The organism is Streptobacillus ratti (assembly GCF_001891165.1).
Lineage (GTDB): Bacteria > Fusobacteriota > Fusobacteriia > Fusobacteriales > Leptotrichiaceae > Streptobacillus > Streptobacillus ratti.
The window spans coordinates 1-20,873 of record NZ_LKKW01000020.1 but is presented as its reverse complement, the minus strand read 5'-3'; the positions used below and the strand labels follow the sequence as shown (position 1 = coordinate 20,873).

Sequence of the window (20,873 nt, the reverse complement as noted above, 5' to 3'; positions counted from 1 at the left end):
ATATGAGGATAGTTGAAAAAGATAATATCATTATTAATTTTGATGAAATAAATAAAGAAAATATTATAGAAAATATGATAAAATCGTTAAATTTAGATGATGAAATATCAGAAAATATTAAAAATGAAGTAATTGCTAGAGAAAAAATAGATAATACAGTGCTTGGTTTTGGATTTGCTATACCTCATTGTAAGAGTAAGTATATTAATGAATCAAAAGTAATATATTTAAAATCTTTAAAACCATTGATTTGGGATAAGGAAGAGGAAATGGTTAGCCATGTATTTATGATATTAGTTCCTGAAAATAATGTGGAAAGACATATAGATATATTAAAAGATATATCATCAAAAATAGTAAATTCAGAATTTAGAAATAAATTAAATTTATTAGAAGATAAAATAGAAATAGAAAAAATATTAAATAGTTAGGGAGTGTTAAATTATGAAAAAAGTAGTAGCAATTTGTGCATGTCCTATGGGCCTTGCTCATACATTTATGGCAGAAGATTCATTACAAAAGGCAGCAGATGAATTAGGGATTGAAATTAAAATTGAAACTCAAGGTGCAGATGGTATTCAAAATGAATTAACTTATAAAGATATACAAGAAGCTGATGCTATAATTCATGCCGTAGCAATTACACCTCAAGGTATAGAAAGATTTGATGATTATGAGGTATATGAGGTTAGTTTAAAAGAGGCTATAAGAGAAGCTAAAGATATTTTACAAGAAGTTTTTGAATAAAAATTAGGAGGATAAATATGGAAATTAAAAAAAGAAGTAGAAAAGTTTCAGGAGTACAAGCTTTTTATAAACATATAATGACAGGTATTTCATACATGATACCTATATTAATAATGGGTGGATTAATAGGAGCTTTTTCACAAGTTATACCTTATGTATTATTTAAAATAGATCCTAGTGTAAATATATTAGGAGCAATTAATTCAGGAGAGTTTAATGGCTTTAGTTTGCAATTATTAAAATTTGCCCATTTAATGGAAAGTTTTGGATTTACATTATTTGGATTTGCTATACCTATGTTTGCAGCATTTGTTGCTAATTCTATAGGTGGTAAAACAGCTTTATCTGCTGGATTTATTGGTGGATATGTTGCAAATAAACCTATACATATAATTAAATTAGTAGATAATGGAGTTTATGATAAAGTTGCTCCAGTTCCTAGTGGATTTTTTGGTGCAATAATTATAGGGATATTCATAGGATATACAGTTAAATGGTTAAATCAAAATATTAAATTATCTGAAAAATGGTTAGCTTTTAAAACAACATTTTTAATACCATTACTTGCAGCTCTTATTTGTATGATAGCAATGATATTTGTAATTACACCAATAGGTGGTTGGTTAAATATTCAAATTAGGAATATATTAGAAATAGCAGGTAAACAAGGAGAATATGTGTATGCTTTAATATCATCAGCTGCAACAGCATTTGATTTAGGAGGACCAGTTAATAAGGCAGCAAGCTTTGTTGCTATTGGATTTAGTACAGATAAAATTTTACCTTTAACAGCAAGAAACATAGCTGTAGTAGTACCGTCTATAGGACTTGGACTTTCTACATTAATAGATAGAAAATTAGTTGGTAGAAGAGTGTATAATAAAGAATTTTATAACGCAGGAAAAACTTCAATATTTTTAGCATTTATGGGAATTTCAGAAGGAGCAATACCGTTTGCTTTAGAAAATCCAGTATTCGTTGTCACTCTATATGTTGTTTCAGCAGTAATAGGGTCTATGGTTGCTGTGATGTTAGGTGCTGTACAATGGTTTCCTGAATCAGCAATATGGGCATGGCCACTTGTAACTAAATTACCAAGCTATATTTTAGGTATTGCTGTTGGAGCTATAATAATAGCAATAGTAAATGTGCTGTATAGAAATCATAAAATTAGAAAAGGTGAATTAGAAGTAGACGAGGATTAATATGGAAAATAATTTTGAAATAAAGGTAGATTCTAAATTTGATTTGAGAAGAAAATGGGATAGGGATTTAATAGAAAAGAAATTCAATGTTAATCTCCCTAAAGGATTTATACCTCTTTGGATAGCTGATATGGATTTTTTACTTCCAGAAAAATTATCAAAAATATTACAAGATTATGTAATTAAAGGAAGTTTAGGATATACTTCACTTACTTTAGATTTCTATAATTCTATAATAGATTGGCAAAAAAGAAGACATAATGTAAATGTTGAAAAAGAATGGATAAATATAGGGTATGGAACAGTATCTACACTACATTTATTAAATAAAGTATATTTAAATAAGGGAGAATATATATTAATTAATACTCCTGCTTATGCTCCTTTCTATAATTCTGCTGTTAATAGTGGAAATAAGGTAATTTATTCACCATTAAAAGAAAAAAATGATATGTATTTTATAAATTATGAAGATATGGAAGAAAAGATGAAAAAATATTCTCCTAAATTATTAATTTTCTGTAATCCACATAACCCATCTGGTAGAATATGGACAAGAGATGAGATAGAAAAGGTAGCAAGTCTTTGTTTAAAATATAATGTGATACTTGTGTCTGATGAAGTGCATTCTGAGATGACTTTTGATAAAAAACATGAGAGTAGTTTAGGTTTAGATGAAAAATATCTACAAAATTTAATTTTTCTTTCATCACCGAATAAAGCATTTAATTTAGGTGGTCTTAAGACATCGTATAGTATAATACCAAATAAGGATTTAAGAGAAAAATTAGAAATGAAAATGAAAGAAAATTCAATTACTTCTCCAAACATATTAGGTCTTGTTGCATTAATTAATGCGTACAATCTGTGTGAAGATTGGTTAGATGATTTAAGTAAATATATCTACCAAAACTATATTTTCATAAAAGAAAAACTCGAAAAGAAATATACTGTATTTAAAATGGAATCATCGTATCTTCTTTGGCTAAAGGTTAAAAATGGTGAAAAATTAACAAAAGAACTTGCTAAAAAAGGAATATTAGTTGAAAGTGGCACACATTTTATATCAAATGGAGAAGAATTTATTAGAATAAATTTAGGTATACCTAGAAAATATTTAGAAAAAGCAGTAAAAGAGATGGTTTAAAAAGATAGATAAAAGTGTACTAAATCTTAATTTTTTGATTTAGTACCTTTTTATATTATACATTCTAATATTGACAATATATTTAATCAAGGTATAATATATTAAATATTCAAAATATTGAAAGTAGGAATTATGAATAGAATAAGAGTATTAAATAAAGTAGATATAGGTATGATAAAGATAGCAAGAGAGTTATTGATACTTGATGTTGGAGATAGAGTGAAATCAACTTATGAGTATAAGGAAGAATTGGGATTATCTATAGGAACGGTGCATAAGGCTTTTGAAGAACTAGAATTATCTGGTGCAATAAAACTTCAAAAAAAGGGAGCTTTAGGGAAAATAATTACATTTAAATCACAAAAGCTTTTAATAGAAAAAGCTGAACTTAAACATATAGTTGGAGTTATGCCACTTCCATACACTAAAAGATATGAAGGACTTGCAACAGCTATTAAAGAAGAATTTATTAAAAAAGGAATATCATTTTATTTTGCATATATGCAAGGATCTCGTATAAGAACAAAAATGCTTAAAGAGGGAGTATATGATTTTGCTATTATGTCAAGATTAGCATATGAGGCTGGAGCTTTAGAAGGAGTAAAAAAAGTATTGGGATTTGGACCTAATTCTTATGTTTCAGATCATGTATTGCTTTCTTTAAAAGATAATAAGTCAGGATTTAAAGTAGGAATAGATAAAAATTCAGAAGATCAATACTATTTTTCTACACAGTATTTTAAAGATAAAGAATGTGAATTTATAGAAATTAATTCAGATAATATTATTAAATATCTTAGAAATGGTGTAATAGATAAAGCTATATTAAGTGTAGATGAATTAGAAGAAAATATTTTTTCTGATATAAATGTTGAAAAAATTGATATACATGATAAAAATATTGCAAATGAAGCAGTAATAGTAGTTAAAAATAATAATAAGTTAATTGAGAGTTTGGTTAAGGATATATTAGATGTAAAGAATATAATTAAAGTACAAAAGCAAGTTTTAAATAAAGAGATTCCACCAAGATATTAATTTTTTTAACATAAATATTCAAAATTTTGAAAATAGGAGGTAGAATGGAAAAACTGAAAGTTCGCATAGATATTTTAAAACAGGCAGGAATCATAAATGAAGAAATGTTTTATAAAATTTTAAAAGTAATAGATATGTTTAAAGAAAAATATAATATTACTTTAAATGAAGAAAATGCCTCTATGTTTATTACTCATTTGGCTATGCTTTTAAAAAGAATGAAAAATAATGAAGAGATTAATGCTTTAGAAGATGATGAATTAGAAGAGTTAAAAAATTTTTCAAGTTATGATATGGCAAAAGAAATATATTTTTCTATAGAAGAAATTTTAGGAGAAAAAATAGCTGAAAATGAATATGGATTTATGATAACACATTTAATAACTTTATTAGGAGGTAATTAGAATGAAAATAGTAGTAGGAGGTCAAATTGACAAAGAAATGGTGGCAAGAATTTTACAAAGAGAAATTCCTGAGGCTACTATAGATATTAAATCAGATATAGATGCAGCTATGTCCATTAAAATGGGAGATTATGATTATTATTTTGGTGCTTGTAATACAGGTGGTGGAGGAGCATTAGCTATGGCTATTGCAATATTAGGTGCAGATAAATGTTTAACAGTAACTTCTCCAGGAATGATTTTAGATGAAGTTGAGGTTAAATTAGGTATTGAAAAAGGAAAAGTTGCATTTGGATTTACTCCTAATGGTGCAGAAAAAAGTATAGAAATGATAAAAAAATATATAGGAGGATAGTTTATGTTTATTAAAATTATTGTGATTGCAATGTTAGCTGGTCTTGCTTCGGTTTTAGCCAATCAAGGAATAGCAGTATTTAATGATGGATTAAGACCTTTAATTCCTGAAAACTTAGAAGGAAGAATGGATAGAAAATCACTTTTTGCAACGAGTTTTGCTTTAAGTTTTGGTTTAGTTATTGGTTTTGGAATTCCATTTTCTATAGGTAAATCTATTATACTTATACATAGTATACTTCTTGGAACAGATATTATAGGGACAGCTTTTTCAAAAAATAAAAAAGGTATAATATTTTCTTGTATTGTAGGAGCTATCTATGGTATAGGTTTAGTTTTAGGATTACAGGCAATAATTGATATATTTTCTAAATTACCAGTTAATTTTTTAAGTAATTTATCAGCAATAGGGAAGCCTATTATTGTAGCATTTGCTGTATTCCCAGTTTTAGTTGTTGGTTATCAATATGGTGTAAAAAAAGGTATTATATCTTTATTAATTGTATTAATTTCAAGACAATTAATATCAGTATATGGTAAATTTTCTGTAAATAAACTACCTATTAGTTTAAATGCTGATGGAATAGCATTACTTATAGGTGTTATTGTAATGTTGATGTTTGCTATTAATGATAAAACAAAATCTACTAATTCTAATACTGCACTCGTAGGAATATTTTCAGAAAGAGTAGCAAGAGTTAAGAAAAATATTTTAATTCTTTCATTAATGGGTGGATTAGTTGCAGCAGCAGTAAGTCTAAAAATATTAGCTGGAGATCCTATTTCATTAAATTTAATAGATCAAGGTCAATATTTTGATGCAGGTATAACTTCACTTTCAAGAACTATAGGATTTATACCTTTAGTTGCTACAACTGCAATTACAACAGGAGTATATGGTCCAACTGGATTAACATTTGTATTTGCTATAGGTATATTTATAACAAACCCTATTATTGCCTTTGTTTTAGGAGCTTTAACTTTAGGAGTAGAAATATTATTACTTGAGAAAATAGCAGCATTATTAGATAAATTTCCAGGAATTAAAGCTTGTGGAGATCAAATTAGAACTAGTATGACTAAAGTATTAGAGATTGCTTTACTTGTAGGAGCTATGATTGCATGTAATGATATGGCTGGTAATAATGGACTTGGATATTTATTTGTTATAGGGATATATTTATTAAATAGAGCAAGTAAGAAACCATTAGTGGATATGGCATTAGGACCAATAGCAACTATATTATTTGGTATTATCTTAAATGTACTATATTTAATTAAACTTTTTGTACCTGTAGTTGCTGGATAGGAGAAATATGTTAAAAAAAGGATATACACTTACACATGAGCATATATTTATAGATTTATCAAAACATAAAAATAATTTAGATTGCAGATTAGATGCAAAAGAAGAAATGATAAAGGAAATGAAAAAGTTATACTCAAAAGGTGTTAGAAATATAGTTGAAGTTACTAATATGGGCATGGGAAGAGATGTTAATTATGTAAATGATATACAAAAAGAAAGTAAAATTAACTTCATATTTTCAACAGGTTTTTATAAAACACCATTTTTGCCTGAATTTGTGGAAAGTATGAGTGTTGATGAGCTTTCAGAATTAATAATTAAAGATATAGAAGTTGGTATAGATGGAACAGAAATTAAGGCAGGTATTATAGGTGAAATAGGGACATCACTTAATGAAATGAAAGAACTTGAAGAAAAAGTATTTTTAAGTGCAATAAAAGCACATAAGAAAACAGGAGTTCCAATAACTACTCATACTACTTTAGGTACTTATGGTTTAGAACAAATAGAATTTTTTAAGAAACATAATGTAGATTTATCAAAGGTAGTTATAGGCCATGTTGATTTAAGTGGAGATATACAATACATATTATCCATGTTAAAAGAGGGAGCATATGTTGAATTTGATACTATAGGGAAAAATAATTATCTTTCAGATGATTTAAGAGTAGAAATGTTGAAACAAATAGAAAAAGAGGGATTTATTAATAAATTATTCTTGTCTATGGATATAACTAGAAAATCCAATATGGAATATATGGGTGGAATAGGTTATTCATATCTATTTGATATATTTTTACCTAAATTAAGAGAAGCAGGAATAAAAGAAGAATCAATTGAAATGATGTTAATTGATAATCCCAAAAAATTTTTTGGAGGTGATTAAAATGAAAAAAATAATATATATTTTACTAAGCTTTATATTTTCTATTAATATTTTTGCAACAAATTTTGATGAAATTGATGTAATAACTAAAAAATATATAGAAGATAAGGTTATGCCAGGGTCAGTAATTCTTGTTGCAAAAGATGGGAAGATACTTTATTATAAAGCATTAGGTAATGCACAAGTTTTAGAAAATGGAAAAGAAAAAATTAGAGAAATGAAAAAAGATAATATATTTGATATAGCTTCATTAACTAAAATATTTGCTACAACTCAAGCTATGATGAAACTTGTAAGTGAGGGTAAAATAAATTTAGATGAGAAAGTTATGACATATATACCTGAATTCGGTAAAAATGGTAAAGAAAAAGTAAAAGTTAGAGATTTATTAACACATACTTCAGGTCTTACTCCATGGTTACCAATATATTATCATGCTAAAAATAGTAAAGAAGTTTTAGAATATATTAATAACTTAGAACTAGAATATCCTACAGGTAGTGCAAGAAAATATAGTGATTTATCATTTATGATGCTAGGTTTTATAATAGAAAAAGTTACTAATATGAGATTAGATAATTATTTATACACAAATATATATTATCCTTTAAGATTAGTAAGAACAAGATTTTTACCTCTTGAAATTTATCCAGAAAAAGAAATAGCATCTACTTCACATGGTAATCCTTTTGAGGAAAGAATGGTAAAAGATGAAAACTTTGGATATAAAATAAATGAAAATTTTGACTCTTTTAGATACTGGAGAAGAAATACTTTAACAGGTACTGTTAATGATGGTAATTCATATTATGCAAATAATGGTATTGCAGGTCATGCAGGATTATTCTCTACAGCATATGATTTATATATTTTAGGAGAAGTTTTATTAAACAATGGTACGTTTAATGGTAAAACAATATATTCTAAGAATATAAAGGAAGAATTTACTAAAATTCAGAGTAAGTTTGGTCATGGATATGGCTATGAAATAAATAGAGGTGGAGAAAAATCTGGATATATGGGAGTTTATGCAAATGAAAATTTTGTTGGACATACTGGATTTACAGGGACACAAGTAGTTTATGATTTAAAAGATCATATACAGGTAATAATTTTGACAAATAAGCAAAATTTTGGAGTTAATGATAAAACTATGTATAAATCAACTTGGCAGTATGCTAGAGAAGTGATGAAATTAGTTGGAAATAAATTATACAATTAGGAGATTAAAATGGAAACTTACCCTTTATTATCTATGACTTTAGATGAAGCAATAGAAAAACAATTTAGATTAGTAGAGTTAATAACAGAAAATATTAATGGAATAGATTTTTTAAATTTAGGGGATATTGGTGTAGAAAAAACAAATAATATGCCGATTAGAACGAGAACTGTAGAAAAAATACTTGCAAAATTCTTTAATGCAGAAGATGCCTTTTTAGTAAGAGGCTCAGGGACTAATGCTTTAAGATTATCTTTTTTTGAATTATTAGAAAATGAAGATAAAATATTAGTTCATGATGGACCGATATATAAAACTAGTGAAGTTAATTTAAAAGCTATGAAATTAAATATTTTAAAGTATGATTTTAATGATTTAAGTAATTTAGAATCATATATTAAAGAAAAAGGTATAAGAGTTATTTTGCTTCAACATACAAGACAAAGTCTTAATGATAGTTATGATTTGGAAACAGTAATTAATAAAGTTAAGGGTATAGATAAAGATATACATATAATAATAGATGATAATTATGCAGTTTTAAAAACTAGAAAAAATGGAGTAGAAATGGGAGCAGATATTTCAGCATTTTCTTGTTTTAAATTGCTTGGACCATTAGGGGTAGGATTAATTATTGGAAAAGAAAAATTCATTAAAAATATGAGAAAAAACAATTATTCTGGTGGTTCACAAGTTCAAGGATTTGAAGCCATGGAAGTACTGAGAGGTCTAGTATATGCTCCTGTTTCATTAGCTATTCAAGCAAGAGAAATAGAAAAATTAAATATATTATTTAAAGATAAAGAAAGATTTCCATATATTAAAAATGTATATATAGCTAATGCTCAATCAAAGGTCTTATTACTTGAATTTGAAGAAAATATTGCCAAGAAAATTATACAAAAGAGTGTAGAATTTGGAGCATTATCTCATCCTGTAGGAGCAGAATCTAAATTTGAGATTTCGCCACTGATTTATAGAGTGTCAGGTACTTTTTTACAAAGTAACCCTGCATTGGCAGAAAAAATGATAAGAATAAATCCAAATAGATCAGGTGCAGAAACTATAGCTAAAATTATAGAAAAGGCATATTTAGAAAGGGGAGAATAATTTGTTTTTAAATAGATTACTTAAGGATAATAAGAAATTTGTTGATGCAGCATTAAATGAATATAAAAAAGGAGAAATATTACCAGATACATATTTTATTGATGTTGATACATTGCTTGAGAATGCTCAAAAAATATTAAATGAGGCTAAAAAATATAATATTAAGCTATACTATATGCTTAAGCAAATAGGAAGAAATCCATATATAGCTAAAAAACTTGAAGAAATTGGATATATTGGCTCTGTGTGTGTAGATTTTAAAGAAGTGGAAGTAATGATGGAAAATAGACTTAAATTAGGAAATATTGGACATTTAGTACAAATGCCTAAAAGTTTTTTACCTAAGGTTATTTCATATGGTTGTGATATTATTACAGTATATTCAATAGAAATGATAGAAGAAATTTCTAGTATTTCAGAAAAAATTGGAAAAGTTCAAAATATTATGTTAAGAATAATAGAAAAAAATCTAAATGTTTATCCAGGACAAGAGGCAGGATTTACTTTAGATGAAGTTAAAAAAAATTTGCCCAAAATAGCTAAATTAAAAGGAGTTAGATTAACAGGTCTTACTTCATTTCCATGTTTTCTCTATTCAGATGAAACAAGAAAAATAGAAGAAACAAATAATCTATTTTCAGTACTAAAGGCTAAAGAAATATTAGAAAATGAGGGAATAGAGATAAAACACATAAATTTACCATCAGTAACTACTGTTGAAAATATGGAATTAATAGCTAAATATGGTGGAACACATGCAGAACCAGGACATGCGTTAACTGGGAGTGTTCCGTTTAATAAAGAATATGGACAAGAATTACCAGCCTATTTATATATTTCTGAAATATCTCATAATTTTGAGGGTAAAAGCTATTTTTATGGTGGTGGGTATTATTCAAGAGGAAACATGAAAAATGGATATATAGATACTAAAATAGTTGAAGTAGATAAATTTTGTCCAGATAATATAGACTATTATTTATCTATGCAGGGAGAATACAAGGTATTTAGTCCAATAATACTTTGTTTTAGAACACAAATGTTTGTAACAAGATCAGATGTAATACTTTTAGAGGGTATAAGAAGTGGGAATGTTAAAGTTGTAGGAAGATATAGTTCTCAAGGTTTAGAAAGAAGGATAAATAATGGGTAGATTTATTGTATTAGTTTTAGATGGTTTTGGTGTAGGATATATGGACGATGTATTAGAAGTTAGAAAAAGAGATTATGGTTCAAATACAGCTTTACATATATTGGAAAAAGTTAAAGATAGTAAATGGTCAACACTTGAAAAAATGGGATTAATGAATATATTGAATTATGAAACTGAATTAATGAAAAAAGTAGATAATTGTATAATAGGAAAATCAAAATTACAACATCATGGAGGCGATACTTTTTTAGGTCATCAAGAAATTATGGGAACTAAAACAGAAAAACCATTAATTAAACCATTTTCTTTCTATATTGATGAAGTAGAAAAAGCATTAATAGAAAAAGGATATATTGTAGAAAAAAAGGGAGATAAAATTAAATTTTTATGGGTAAATGATAAGGTAGCCATAGGAGATAATTTGGAAACAGATTTAGGACAGGTATATAATGTTACGACTAGTTTTAAAGAAATTACTTTTGAGGAAGAATTAGAAATAGCTAAGATAGTTAGAGATATTGTTAAAGTAGAAAGAGTAATAGTATTTGGAGGGACTAAGGCAACTAAAGAATCTATACTTTTAGCAGCTAGAGAAAAAGAAGAAAAATATATGGGTATAGATGCTCCTCTTTCTTTAGTTTATGAAGAGGGATATATGGTAAGACATATGGGATATGGAGTAGACCCTAAAACTCAAATACCACATATTTTAGTTAATTCAGGTATAAATGTAACATTAATAGGTAAGGTTGCAGATATAGTATTTAACGAAAAAGGTAATAGTTTTATTAATTTAGTAGATACTCAAAAAATACTTGAATTAACATTAGAAGAATTAAATAAAAGTGATAGAGGATATTTTTGTATAAATGTTCAAGAAACAGATTTATCAGGTCATTCTCAGAATTCTGAAAGATATTCTAATATACTTACAATATCAGATAATTATATACAAAAAATTATAGACATATTAAATGATGAAGATATATTAGTAGTAACGGCAGATCATGGAAATGATCCAACTATAGGACATTCTCAGCATACTAGAGAAAATGTACCATTAATGATATATTCAAAAACTAATATGAAAGGAAATGTAAAATATATAGGTCTTAGGGAAACAATGTCAGATACAGCAGCTACTGCTCTTGAATACTTTGGCATAGAAAATAGTCTTGAGCAAGGAACAAGTTATTTAAGTGAAATAAAAAGATAATTTAATTTAAAAGTTAGAAAATATGACAAATATATTCTAACTTTTTTAATTTTAATGTATAATAATGTTGAATTTAAATTAATTAAAAAGAATAGGAGTAATATGAAACAAATATTTAAATTAATAATAATGATAATAATATTTTTAATACTAGGAGTTTTTTTATCATCAAAGTTTTATTATAAAAGAAGTGTGATGGCAACTGTTGCAGAATTTTATTTAAAAGTAACAGAATATAAAAAAGTATCTCAAGAAGAAACAGAAATATGGTTAAAAGAAAAAAATGAAATGGAAGAAGAAACATATAAACTTCCTAAAGAATATGAAAATATACCTATTATAGAATACATGGGTATGCAGGTTTTACATTTAAATGAAAAAGGAAAGGGAGATAAAGTTATTTATCTTCATGGTGGTTCATATGTTCATGAACCAGATCCTAATCACCTAAAATTTTTAAATAAATTAATAAAAAGAACTGATATAAGTGTGATATTACCAGTTTACCCTAAAGCTCCTAAACATAATTTTAAAGAGGCATATGATAAGGTAATAGAATTATATAAAGAAATATCAAAAGATAATGATGTAGTTTTAATGGGAGATAGTGCTGGTGGAGGATTTGTTTTGGGCCTTACAGAAGAACTTAAAAAACTTAATATTAAAAGCCCTAAAAAATTAATAGTAATTTCACCTTGGGTAGATTTAACTATGGAAAATCCAGATATATTGACTTATGAAAAAGTTGATCCTTGGTTAAAATATTCAAAACTTACAGTTGCAGCTAAATATTGGTCAGGAGGAGAAAATTTAAAAGATTCAAGATTAAGTCCAATTTATGGAGATGTAAGTGCATTAAAGAATTTAACAATATTTATGGGAACAAGAGATATACTTTATCCAGATGTAATGTTACTTTCAGATAAAATGAGAAAAGAAAATGTTGAATTTAATTTAGTTGTAAGAGAAAATTTAATTCATGATTATGTATTTTTTCCTATACCAGAAGCACAAGAAGCTATTGATATGATTGTTGATATTTTAAATTAAAAATGATAAATATGATTAAGGTCATTCTTAAATTGACAATCACAATTTTTAAATGTTATACTTATATTAGAAAAAATTAAGGAGATGATAAATATGAATATAGTTTTATTTGGACCACCGGGGGCTGGTAAAGGTACACAAGCTAAAGAATTAATAAAAAAATTTGAAATACCTCAAATATCAACAGGGGATATATTAAGAGCAGCTATAGCTAATCAAACTCCACTTGGTCTTGAAGCTAAAAAATTAATGGATGCTGGGAATTTAGTTGGAGATGACATAGTTAATGGATTAGTAGAAGAAAGATTAAAAGAAGCTGATACTGAAAAAGGATTTATTTTAGATGGTTATCCAAGAACAGTAGAACAAGCTAAGGCTTTAGATAAAATACTAGAAAAACAAGAAAAATCAATAGAAAAAGTAATAGCTTTAGTTGTAGAAGATGATGAAATATTAAAAAGAATTACAGGGAGAAGGGTATCTAAAAAAACAGGTAAAATATATCATATAGTATATAATCCACCTGTAGATGAAAATCCAGAAGATTTAGAACAAAGAGCAGATGATACTGCAGAAGTTGTTAAGAAAAGATTAGAAAATTATAAAAATCAAACTGCTCCTGTTTTAGAATACTATAAAGAACAAGGTAAAGTATCTGAAATTCAAGGAGAAAGAGAAAGCAAATATATTACAGAAGAGATAATATATATTTTATCTAATAATTGTAATATATAGTAGCCAGAAAGGGTAAAAATGGTAAAATTAAAAACTTTAGAGGATATAAAGAAGATAAAGAAAGCTAATGAAATAATTGCTAGACTTTATGAAGATATTATTCCTAAATATATTAAGCCAGGAATATCAACTTGGGAAATAGATGCAATATGTGAAGACTATATTATAAGCCAAGGTGCAATTCCAGGTACTAAGGATTATGATATAGGTTGGCCATATCCACCTTATCCTGCAAGTACTTGTATTTCAATAAATGAAAAGGTTGTTCATGGAATACCAAGTAAAACTGAGATATTAAAAGAGGGAGATATACTTTCTTTAGATACAGTTACAATACTTGATGGATATTTTGGAGATGCTGCTAAGACATTTGCTGTTGGAAATATTGATGATAAATCAAGAAAACTTTTAGAAGTTACAGAAAAAGCTAGAGAAATAGGAATAGAACAAGCTAGGGTAGGAAATAGAATAGGGGATATAGGATTTGCTATACAACAATATGTAGAGAAATTTGGATTTTCAGTTGTAAGAGATTTTTCAGGACATGGTGTAGGATTTGCTATGCACGAAGACCCTTATGTATTAAATTATGGTAAAGCAAATACAGGTTTAAAAATAGAAAATGGTTTAGTAATAGCCATAGAACCTATGGTAAATATAGGGACATTTAAGGTTAAAATTTTAAAAGACATGTGGACAGTAGTTACTCAAGATAAGAAAAGATCAGCACATTTTGAACACTCTGTTGCAGTAGTAGATGGGAAACCATTAATATTAAGTCAAAAATAGGTTAGAGGTAGTTTGAGCTACCTCTATTTTTGGATAAAGACTGGAAAGGTAAATTTATGAAAAAAAGTATTTTAATATTAATGGTCATGATTACATTAATATTTAGTTGTTCTAAATCAAATAAATATGAAAATACACATGAGGATAAAATAGCAAAAACAGGAATATATTATGAAATATTTGTTAGATCTTTTGCAGATTCTAATGGAGATGGTATAGGAGATTTAAATGGTATAAGAGCAAAACTACCTGAGCTTAAAGATTTAGGAATAGAGGGATTATGGCTTACTCCAATTTTTTCTTCTCCAAGTTATCATAAATATGATGTTACTGATTACTATAACATAGATTCTGAATATGGAAGTATAGAAGATTTTAAAGAACTTGTTAAGGCTAGTCATAAGTTAGGTATAAAGGTAATTATAGATTTACCTATTAATCATACTAGTAGTGAGCATTCTTGGTTTAAAGATGTACTTATGAATAAGAATAGTAAATATAGAAAATTCTATAGAATAGAAAAAAATAATAATGAGAATATTAATTTTAAATCAGCTCCACTTGGTGGAATAGCCTGGCATAATTTAAATGATGAAGAAAAATATTTTGGTATTTTTTGGAGTGGAATGCCAGATTTAAATTTAAGAGAAAAAGAAGTTAGAAAAGAAATACATAAAATTTCTAAATATTGGATAAATGAAGTAGGTATAGATGGTTATAGAATAGATGCAGCTCCACATGCTTATGGAAAAGGAGAATATCCAAAAGATATTAATTTAATGGAAGAAAATATTAAATGGTGGTCTGAATTTAGAAATGAATTAATTAAAATTAAAAAAGATGTATATATTGTAGGAGAAGTATGGACTGCTCCTGAAATAGTTGCTAAATATTTTAATGTATTTGATTCTAATTTTAATTTTGAATTTTCAGAAAAAGCTATATTTAATGCTTTAATTAGAGAGAATGCTAAAGAACTTAGTTCAAAGCTAACAAGAGTTTATAACCTATATGAAAAAAGCACTAAGGAATATATAGATGCACCATTTTTAACTAATCATGATCAAAGTAGACTTTCAGAAAAATTACCTGATATTGAAAGACAAAAATTGGCTGCAAGTATATTACTTACTTTACCTGGAAATCCATACATATATTATGGTGAAGAATTAGGAATGAAAGGTAAAAAACCAGATGAATTAATAAGAGAACCATATATATGGAATGATGAATTTCAAACAAAATGGGAAGCTATAGAACTTAATACAGAAACAAAAGATTATTATAGTCAAAAAAGTGATGCTAATTCACTTTTAAACCATTATAAGTTATGGATAAATATTAGAAAAGAAAATGATGAACTAAAATATGGGAAATTTGAAGCTATAGAAACAGGGAATAATAAGGTTTTTGCATATAAGATGAAGTATAAAAATAGTGAAAAAATAGTTCTTCATAATTTATCAAATAAAGAACAAAAAGTAATTTTAAATGAAAAAGAAATAATTTTAAATTATTATGAAAGTAAAATTATATAATTAATTAGGGATAATCATTTGATTATCCCTAGTTATTTTAAACTAATGTAAAATTAAAATTCTTTTCTGTTAATTTATTAAGTACACCTTGAAGATGATTGCTATCTACACATTCTATAACGATTTCTAATAATTGCTCATTTATTTTTAAATCATTAGAATATCTTGTTTGGTTTAAATATAGTATGTTTGCATGTTCTTCTGAAATAATTTTAGTTATTTTACTTAATTCACCAACCATATCTTTAACTAAAATATTTAATTTAGCTCTCTTATTTTGTATTATTTGAGCTCTATTTACGATTTTTTCAATATTAGTAATATCTATGTTACCACCAGATATAACTATAGCAACATTTAATCCTTTAATATTTACTTTATTTGAAAGTACGGCAGCAAGAGCAGTAGCTCCAGCACCCTCAGCAACAACTTTTGATTTTTCCATTAAAAATAAAATTGCCTGTGCTATTTCATCTTCATCTACTATTACTACATCATCTACTAAATTATGGAATATTTCATGTGTTTTATTTCCAACACGACCTACAGCAATACCGTCTGCTATAGTTTGAGGTCCAGTAACTAATAAAGGTCCATGATTTTCTAACGCTTTTTTCATTGAAGGCATATTAGCAGCTTCTACTCCTATTAATTTAACATCAGGTTTTAATGCTTTAAGAGCAACGGCTATACCAGCCATTATTCCTCCACCACCTACTGGGCATAATACAACATCAACATTTTTTAAATCTTCAAATATTTCAAGACCTATAGTACCTTGACCAGCTATGATTTCATCATCATCAAACGCATGTAAAAACACATAATTATTTTCTGCTTGAATTTTTAAAGCGTGTTCATAAGCATCGTTAAATGTTTCTCCTTCAAGTATTACTTCGGCTCCATAACTTTTAGTTGCAAGTATTTTAGATATAGGGGCAAATTTTGGCATTACAATAGTTGCCTTAATTCCAGCTTGTTTAGCTCCAAGTGCAACTCCTTGAGCATGATTTCCAGCAGATGATGCAATTACACCACGTTTTTTTTCTTCTTCTGTTAAATTCATTATCTTATTTATCGCACCTCTAGCTTTGAAAGAACCTGTTTTTTGTAAATTTTCAAGTTTCAAATATATATTGGAATTAGTCATATGACTTAGTAAGGGGCATTCAATAAGAGGAGTTCTTTTAATGGAGCTTTTAATATTTTCATTTGCCTTTTTTATATCATCTAATTTAATCATTTTTACCATCCTTTATTTAATGTTATACTGTATTCAAATACATCATTTTTAATGTTTGATATAGTATATTCAATTATTTTTTCTTTTTCATATGTGGTTCTAATTATACTCATTCCTATACTATTTTCATTTAAATTAAGTAATTCTTTTTCTTTTTTATTAGAAATAAGTATAGGTTTTAATGTTTCAACTGCTTTAGAAAAAGTAATATTATGTTTATTTTCAAAAATATTATACATAGATTCATGATTTAATTCAAGGAGATTAAACCCGTTAAATCTATACATTGGTAGATAAGTTTTTTCAAATATTATTGGGTCATTATCCATAAAACGCAATCTCTCAAAGTATATTATTTTTGAATTTAGAGGTATCCTAAAAATTTCTGAAAATTTAAAATCTGCTTTTATAATTTTATGAAAGACTATTTCAGATTTAGGAACTTTACCAGCTGATTTAATATTTTCATAAAAACTATAGAAAGAGTTGAGGTTTTGATTCATTTTTGGACTAGCAATAAAATTACCTTTACCATGAACTTTAAAAATATACCCGTCTTTTTCTAGTAAATTTAGAGTTGAACGTATAGTATTTCTACTTACGCCATATTTTTGAGATAAATTTCTTTCAGATTCAAGCTTATCTCCAACTTTAAAGTTACCATTTAAAATATTTTTTTTAAATTCTTCATATATAGAATAATAAAAATGTTCATTTTCTTTCAAGATTTTCACCTCCATCAATTTATCTCTACTATTTGTATTATACAGTAAAAATTATTAAATATGAATAGATTTTAGTAAAAAAATATCTTGTTTTTCACACGTTTTTGTAATATAATTATAACGTAAGGTGCTTATAAATTGTTTTTAGGTATAAAAATATTACGGAAAAGTAGGTGAAATATTGTATATGGTTGAAGAAAAAGTGTATGCTTGTATAGATTTTAAAAGTTTTTATGCTTCTGTTGAATGTGCAGAAAGAAATTTAGATCCTTTTACAACTAATCTTGTTGTTGCAGATGAAACAAGAGGTAATGGAGCTATAACTTTAGCTATAACTCCTTGTATGAAAAAACAGGGTGTTAAGAATAGATGTAGAATTTTTGAAATACCACAAAATATAGAATACATTAAAGCTATGCCTAGAATGAAACTATATATGAAATATTCTGCTGATATATATGCGATATATTTAAGATATTTTGCTCCAGAAGATATATACATATATTCTATAGATGAATGTTTTATAGATATTACACCATATTTAAAACTATATAATATGAGAGCTAAAGATATAGTTATAATGATAAAAAATGCTGTTTTTGAAGAAATGAAAATACCATCTAGTGTAGGAATAGGAACTAATCTTTTTTTGGCTAAAGTTGCTTTAGATGTAGTTGCTAAAAAGACAAAAGATGAAATAGGAATGTTAGATTTAAAAAGGTTTAAAAAATATATATGGAAACATAAACCAATTACAGATATATGGAATATAGGGAAAGGGATAGCTAAAAGACTAGAAAAATATGGAGTTTATGACCTGTATTCTCTTTCTTTGATGAATGAAAGTGTATTGTATAATGAATTTGGAGAAAATGCTTTGTTTTTAATAGAACATTCACGTGGAATTGAACCTTGTACTATAGTAGAAATAAAGGAATATAAATCAAAAACTAAATCAATTTCAAATTCACAGATATTATTTGAGGACTATAATTTCAAAGATGCTAAGATGATTATGCTTGAAATGTTAGATAATTTAGTTTTGGAACTTGTTGCTTTTAATTATACTATTGATAATATTTATTTAGGAATAAGATATAGTGGTGCTGATAGAAAAAAAGTTGGTGGTAGTAAAAATATAGGAATAAGAACAAATTCATTTAAAAAATTATCTAAAATATATACGATGTTTTTTGATGAAAAGGTTGATAAAAATTTAAAGATTAAACAAATAATTTTATCTCTTAATAACATAGTTGAAGATGCTTGGATACAAAAGGAAATTTTTAATGACACTATTTTAGATGAAAAAAATGAAAAAGCTCAAAAAGCAATATTAAAAATAAAAGAAAAATTTGGTAAAAATGCAATTCTTAAAGGAAGAAGTATGAATGAAAAATCAACAATTAAAACTAGGAATAAATTGATAGGAGGTCATAATGGATAGAGCAAAACAATTTGTGTCTTATTCTCCACTTAAAGGATTTTATGAATTAATACATGAAAAAGAAATTTTATTACAAGAAAGAATGGAATTGTCAGAAGAACAATATGAGGAACTTAACTTTAAAATTAATAATATTAGGAAAGGTGATATTTTAAAAATTAAGTGGTATAAGGAAAAGGGTTATGTGGAAACATTTGGTAAGGTGTCAAATATAGATTTAGAAAATGGGATTATAGTTATTATTAAGGAAAAAATAAGTATAGAAGATATTGTAGAAATAGAAATTTAAAATTAAAGATAAAGTATAATTAGAAGTTTGATATAGAAAATTAAAATAGAAAATAAGGTATAAAAGGTATAAATAGAAGTTTAAATATAGACTATTTCTTTAAAATTTGATAGTATTTAAGTGTAAGAAAAATAAAGAAAGAGGTAAGAATATGAAACTATATCCATTAAAATTTGAAAAAGTATTAATACCTAAAGTGTGGGGAGGTAAAAATTTAGAAAAAAAATTGGGAATAAAGTTACCAGATGATAGAGATTACGGTGAGTCTTGGGAAGTTTCATCGCATGCTAATGGTATGAGTATTGTATCTAATGGTGTGCTTAAGGGTAAAAGTTTACAAGAATTATTTGAAGAATATAAGGGGGAATTAGTTGGAGAAGAAATATATAAAAATCATCTTGATAGATTTCCTTTGTTGATAAAATATTTAGATGTAAATGATAGATTATCTATACAAGTGCATCCAAGTGATGAAGTTGCATTAAAAAAACATAATGAACTTGGTAAATATGAATCATGGTATATTATGTATGCAAGTGATGATGCTAAATTGATTATGGGTATGAAACCTGGATATGATAAGGAAAGTTTTTTAGAAAAAACAAGAAAAAATGATTTTACTGATATGTTTGAGGAAGTATCTGTTAAACCAGGAGATATGATAGATGTGATACCAGGTACAGTTCATGCAAGTCTTGAGGGATCTGTAATATTTGCTGAAATACAAGAAAATTCAGATATAACATACAGAATATATGATTTTGATAGATTGGAAAATGGGAAATTAAGAGAATTACATTTAGAAGATGCGTCAGATGTCATAGATTTTTCATTAAAACCTAAGGTACTTGATACTAACTTTAAAGAAGGAGAATTTAGAAAAAATATTTCAAATACTCCATATTACTCTATTGATAAAATAAGAATAGAAGATAGATTTGAGGATATTAATAAAGATATGATGATATATTCTATACTTGATGGTAGTGGAGAGATAATAAGTGAAGTTGAAAGTATGAGTATAAAAAAAGGAGAAACTTTACTTATTCCAGCCAATGTAAAAATTGTTATAGAGGGTAAATTAGAAATTTTAAGAAGTTTATCTAAGTAAAAAAGCAAGTAAAAACGATATTTAAATAAAAAATAAAAAAATAAATCAAAAAAAGTATAAAAAAATATTGACAAAGAAAAAATGATATGTTAATATAATTGAGTTCGATTAAGGACAAGGACAATGGAAAGAGAAGGAATAAATAAAGCAAACAA

General features: G+C 26.4%; 22 protein-coding genes. 20 read left to right on the top strand and 2 right to left on the bottom strand.

The genetic code is table 11. The annotated features are described in order from the left end of the window. Positions 1-2: 2 nt before the first annotated feature. The 17 genes from BT993_RS04530 (at position 3) to BT993_RS04450 (ending at position 15,903) form a co-directional block, all read left to right on the top strand. Entirely contained in the window at positions 3-431 is a 429-nt protein-coding gene (locus BT993_RS04530) for a PTS sugar transporter subunit IIA (RefSeq protein ID WP_072593438.1), read from the top strand. Positions 432-444: 13 nt separating this feature from the next. After that, positions 445-747 (top strand): PTS fructose transporter subunit IIB, encoded by a 303-nt coding sequence (locus BT993_RS04525; protein WP_083557390.1) that lies wholly within the window; start codon positions 445-447, stop codon positions 745-747. A 17-nt stretch (positions 748-764) separates the two neighbouring features. Next, the gene (locus BT993_RS04520) at positions 765-1,952 is read left to right on the top strand and encodes a PTS fructose transporter subunit IIC (protein ID WP_072593436.1); all 1,188 of its coding nucleotides are present in this window, start codon (positions 765-767) and stop codon (positions 1,950-1,952) included. 1 nt (position 1,953) lies between these two features. Further along, positions 1,954-3,099: a MalY/PatB family protein gene (locus BT993_RS04515; RefSeq protein ID WP_072593435.1), complete on the top strand. Its 1,146-nt coding sequence runs from the start codon at positions 1,954-1,956 to the stop codon at positions 3,097-3,099. Between the two features lie 132 nt (positions 3,100-3,231). Further along, positions 3,232-4,137: a GntR family transcriptional regulator YhfZ gene (gene yhfZ, locus BT993_RS04510; RefSeq protein WP_072593434.1), complete on the top strand. Its 906-nt coding sequence runs from the start codon at positions 3,232-3,234 to the stop codon at positions 4,135-4,137. Between the two features lie 44 nt (positions 4,138-4,181). Then, the gene (locus BT993_RS04505) at positions 4,182-4,541 is read left to right on the top strand and encodes a PRD domain-containing protein (RefSeq protein ID WP_072593433.1); all 360 of its coding nucleotides are present in this window, start codon (positions 4,182-4,184) and stop codon (positions 4,539-4,541) included. 1 nt (position 4,542) lies between these two features. Then, positions 4,543-4,896 (top strand): DUF2620 family protein, encoded by a 354-nt coding sequence (locus tag BT993_RS04500; protein ID WP_072593432.1) that lies wholly within the window; start codon positions 4,543-4,545, stop codon positions 4,894-4,896. 3 nt (positions 4,897-4,899) lie between these two features. Next, complete coding sequence (locus BT993_RS04495) at positions 4,900-6,204, top strand: YhfT family protein (protein ID WP_072593431.1); 1,305 nt, start codon at positions 4,900-4,902, stop codon at positions 6,202-6,204. 7 nt (positions 6,205-6,211) lie between these two features. Then, a complete protein-coding gene (locus BT993_RS04490) occupies positions 6,212-7,090 on the top strand; it encodes a phosphotriesterase family protein (protein ID WP_072593430.1) in 879 nt (292 codons plus the stop codon). 1 nt (position 7,091) lies between these two features. Further along, positions 7,092-8,312, top strand: a complete 1,221-nt coding sequence (locus BT993_RS04485; RefSeq protein WP_072593429.1) for a serine hydrolase — start codon at positions 7,092-7,094, stop codon at positions 8,310-8,312. A 9-nt stretch (positions 8,313-8,321) separates the two neighbouring features. Then, positions 8,322-9,422, top strand: coding sequence for an aminotransferase class V-fold PLP-dependent enzyme (locus BT993_RS04480; protein WP_072593428.1), 1,101 nt, complete (start codon positions 8,322-8,324; stop codon positions 9,420-9,422). A gap of 1 nt (position 9,423) precedes the next feature. Beyond that, complete coding sequence (locus BT993_RS04475; RefSeq protein ID WP_072593427.1) at positions 9,424-10,575, top strand: alanine racemase; 1,152 nt, start codon at positions 9,424-9,426, stop codon at positions 10,573-10,575. Beyond that, a complete protein-coding gene (locus BT993_RS04470) occupies positions 10,568-11,791 on the top strand; it encodes a phosphopentomutase (RefSeq protein WP_072593426.1) in 1,224 nt (407 codons plus the stop codon). Before BT993_RS04475 ends, BT993_RS04470 begins: the two co-directional genes overlap by 8 nt. A gap of 102 nt (positions 11,792-11,893) precedes the next feature. After that, positions 11,894-12,841, top strand: a complete 948-nt coding sequence (locus tag BT993_RS04465; RefSeq protein WP_072593425.1) for an alpha/beta hydrolase fold domain-containing protein — start codon at positions 11,894-11,896, stop codon at positions 12,839-12,841. Between the two features lie 93 nt (positions 12,842-12,934). Next, on the top strand, positions 12,935-13,576 hold the full coding sequence (locus tag BT993_RS04460) for an adenylate kinase (protein WP_072593424.1): 642 nt from the start codon (positions 12,935-12,937) through the stop codon (positions 13,574-13,576). Between the two features lie 18 nt (positions 13,577-13,594). Beyond that, on the top strand, positions 13,595-14,365 hold the full coding sequence (map, locus tag BT993_RS04455; RefSeq protein ID WP_072593423.1) for a type I methionyl aminopeptidase: 771 nt from the start codon (positions 13,595-13,597) through the stop codon (positions 14,363-14,365). Positions 14,366-14,421: 56 nt separating this feature from the next. Further along, entirely contained in the window at positions 14,422-15,903 is a 1,482-nt protein-coding gene (locus BT993_RS04450) for an alpha-amylase family glycosyl hydrolase (RefSeq protein WP_072593422.1), read from the top strand. A 37-nt stretch (positions 15,904-15,940) separates the two neighbouring features. On the opposite strand, the gene ilvA is transcribed toward BT993_RS04450, so the two are convergent. After that, entirely contained in the window at positions 15,941-17,146 is a 1,206-nt protein-coding gene (gene ilvA / locus BT993_RS04445) for a threonine ammonia-lyase (protein ID WP_072593421.1), read from the bottom strand. A 2-nt stretch (positions 17,147-17,148) separates the two neighbouring features. Next, entirely contained in the window at positions 17,149-17,871 is a 723-nt protein-coding gene (locus BT993_RS04440; RefSeq protein ID WP_158007932.1) for a GntR family transcriptional regulator, read from the bottom strand. 187 nt (positions 17,872-18,058) lie between these two features. Between BT993_RS04440 and BT993_RS04435 the strand changes: the two genes are divergently transcribed. The 3 genes from BT993_RS04435 to BT993_RS04425 all read left to right on the top strand — a co-directional run bounded on the left by BT993_RS04435 (position 18,059) and on the right by BT993_RS04425 (position 20,718). Continuing rightward, positions 18,059-19,318: a Y-family DNA polymerase gene (locus BT993_RS04435; RefSeq protein WP_072593419.1), complete on the top strand. Its 1,260-nt coding sequence runs from the start codon at positions 18,059-18,061 to the stop codon at positions 19,316-19,318. Beyond that, the gene (locus BT993_RS04430; RefSeq protein ID WP_072593418.1) at positions 19,311-19,607 is read left to right on the top strand and encodes a YolD-like family protein; all 297 of its coding nucleotides are present in this window, start codon (positions 19,311-19,313) and stop codon (positions 19,605-19,607) included. Before BT993_RS04435 ends, BT993_RS04430 begins: the two co-directional genes overlap by 8 nt. 151 nt (positions 19,608-19,758) lie before the next feature. Next, positions 19,759-20,718 (top strand): type I phosphomannose isomerase catalytic subunit, encoded by a 960-nt coding sequence (locus BT993_RS04425; RefSeq protein WP_072593417.1) that lies wholly within the window; start codon positions 19,759-19,761, stop codon positions 20,716-20,718. Positions 20,719-20,873: the final 155 nt, after the last annotated feature.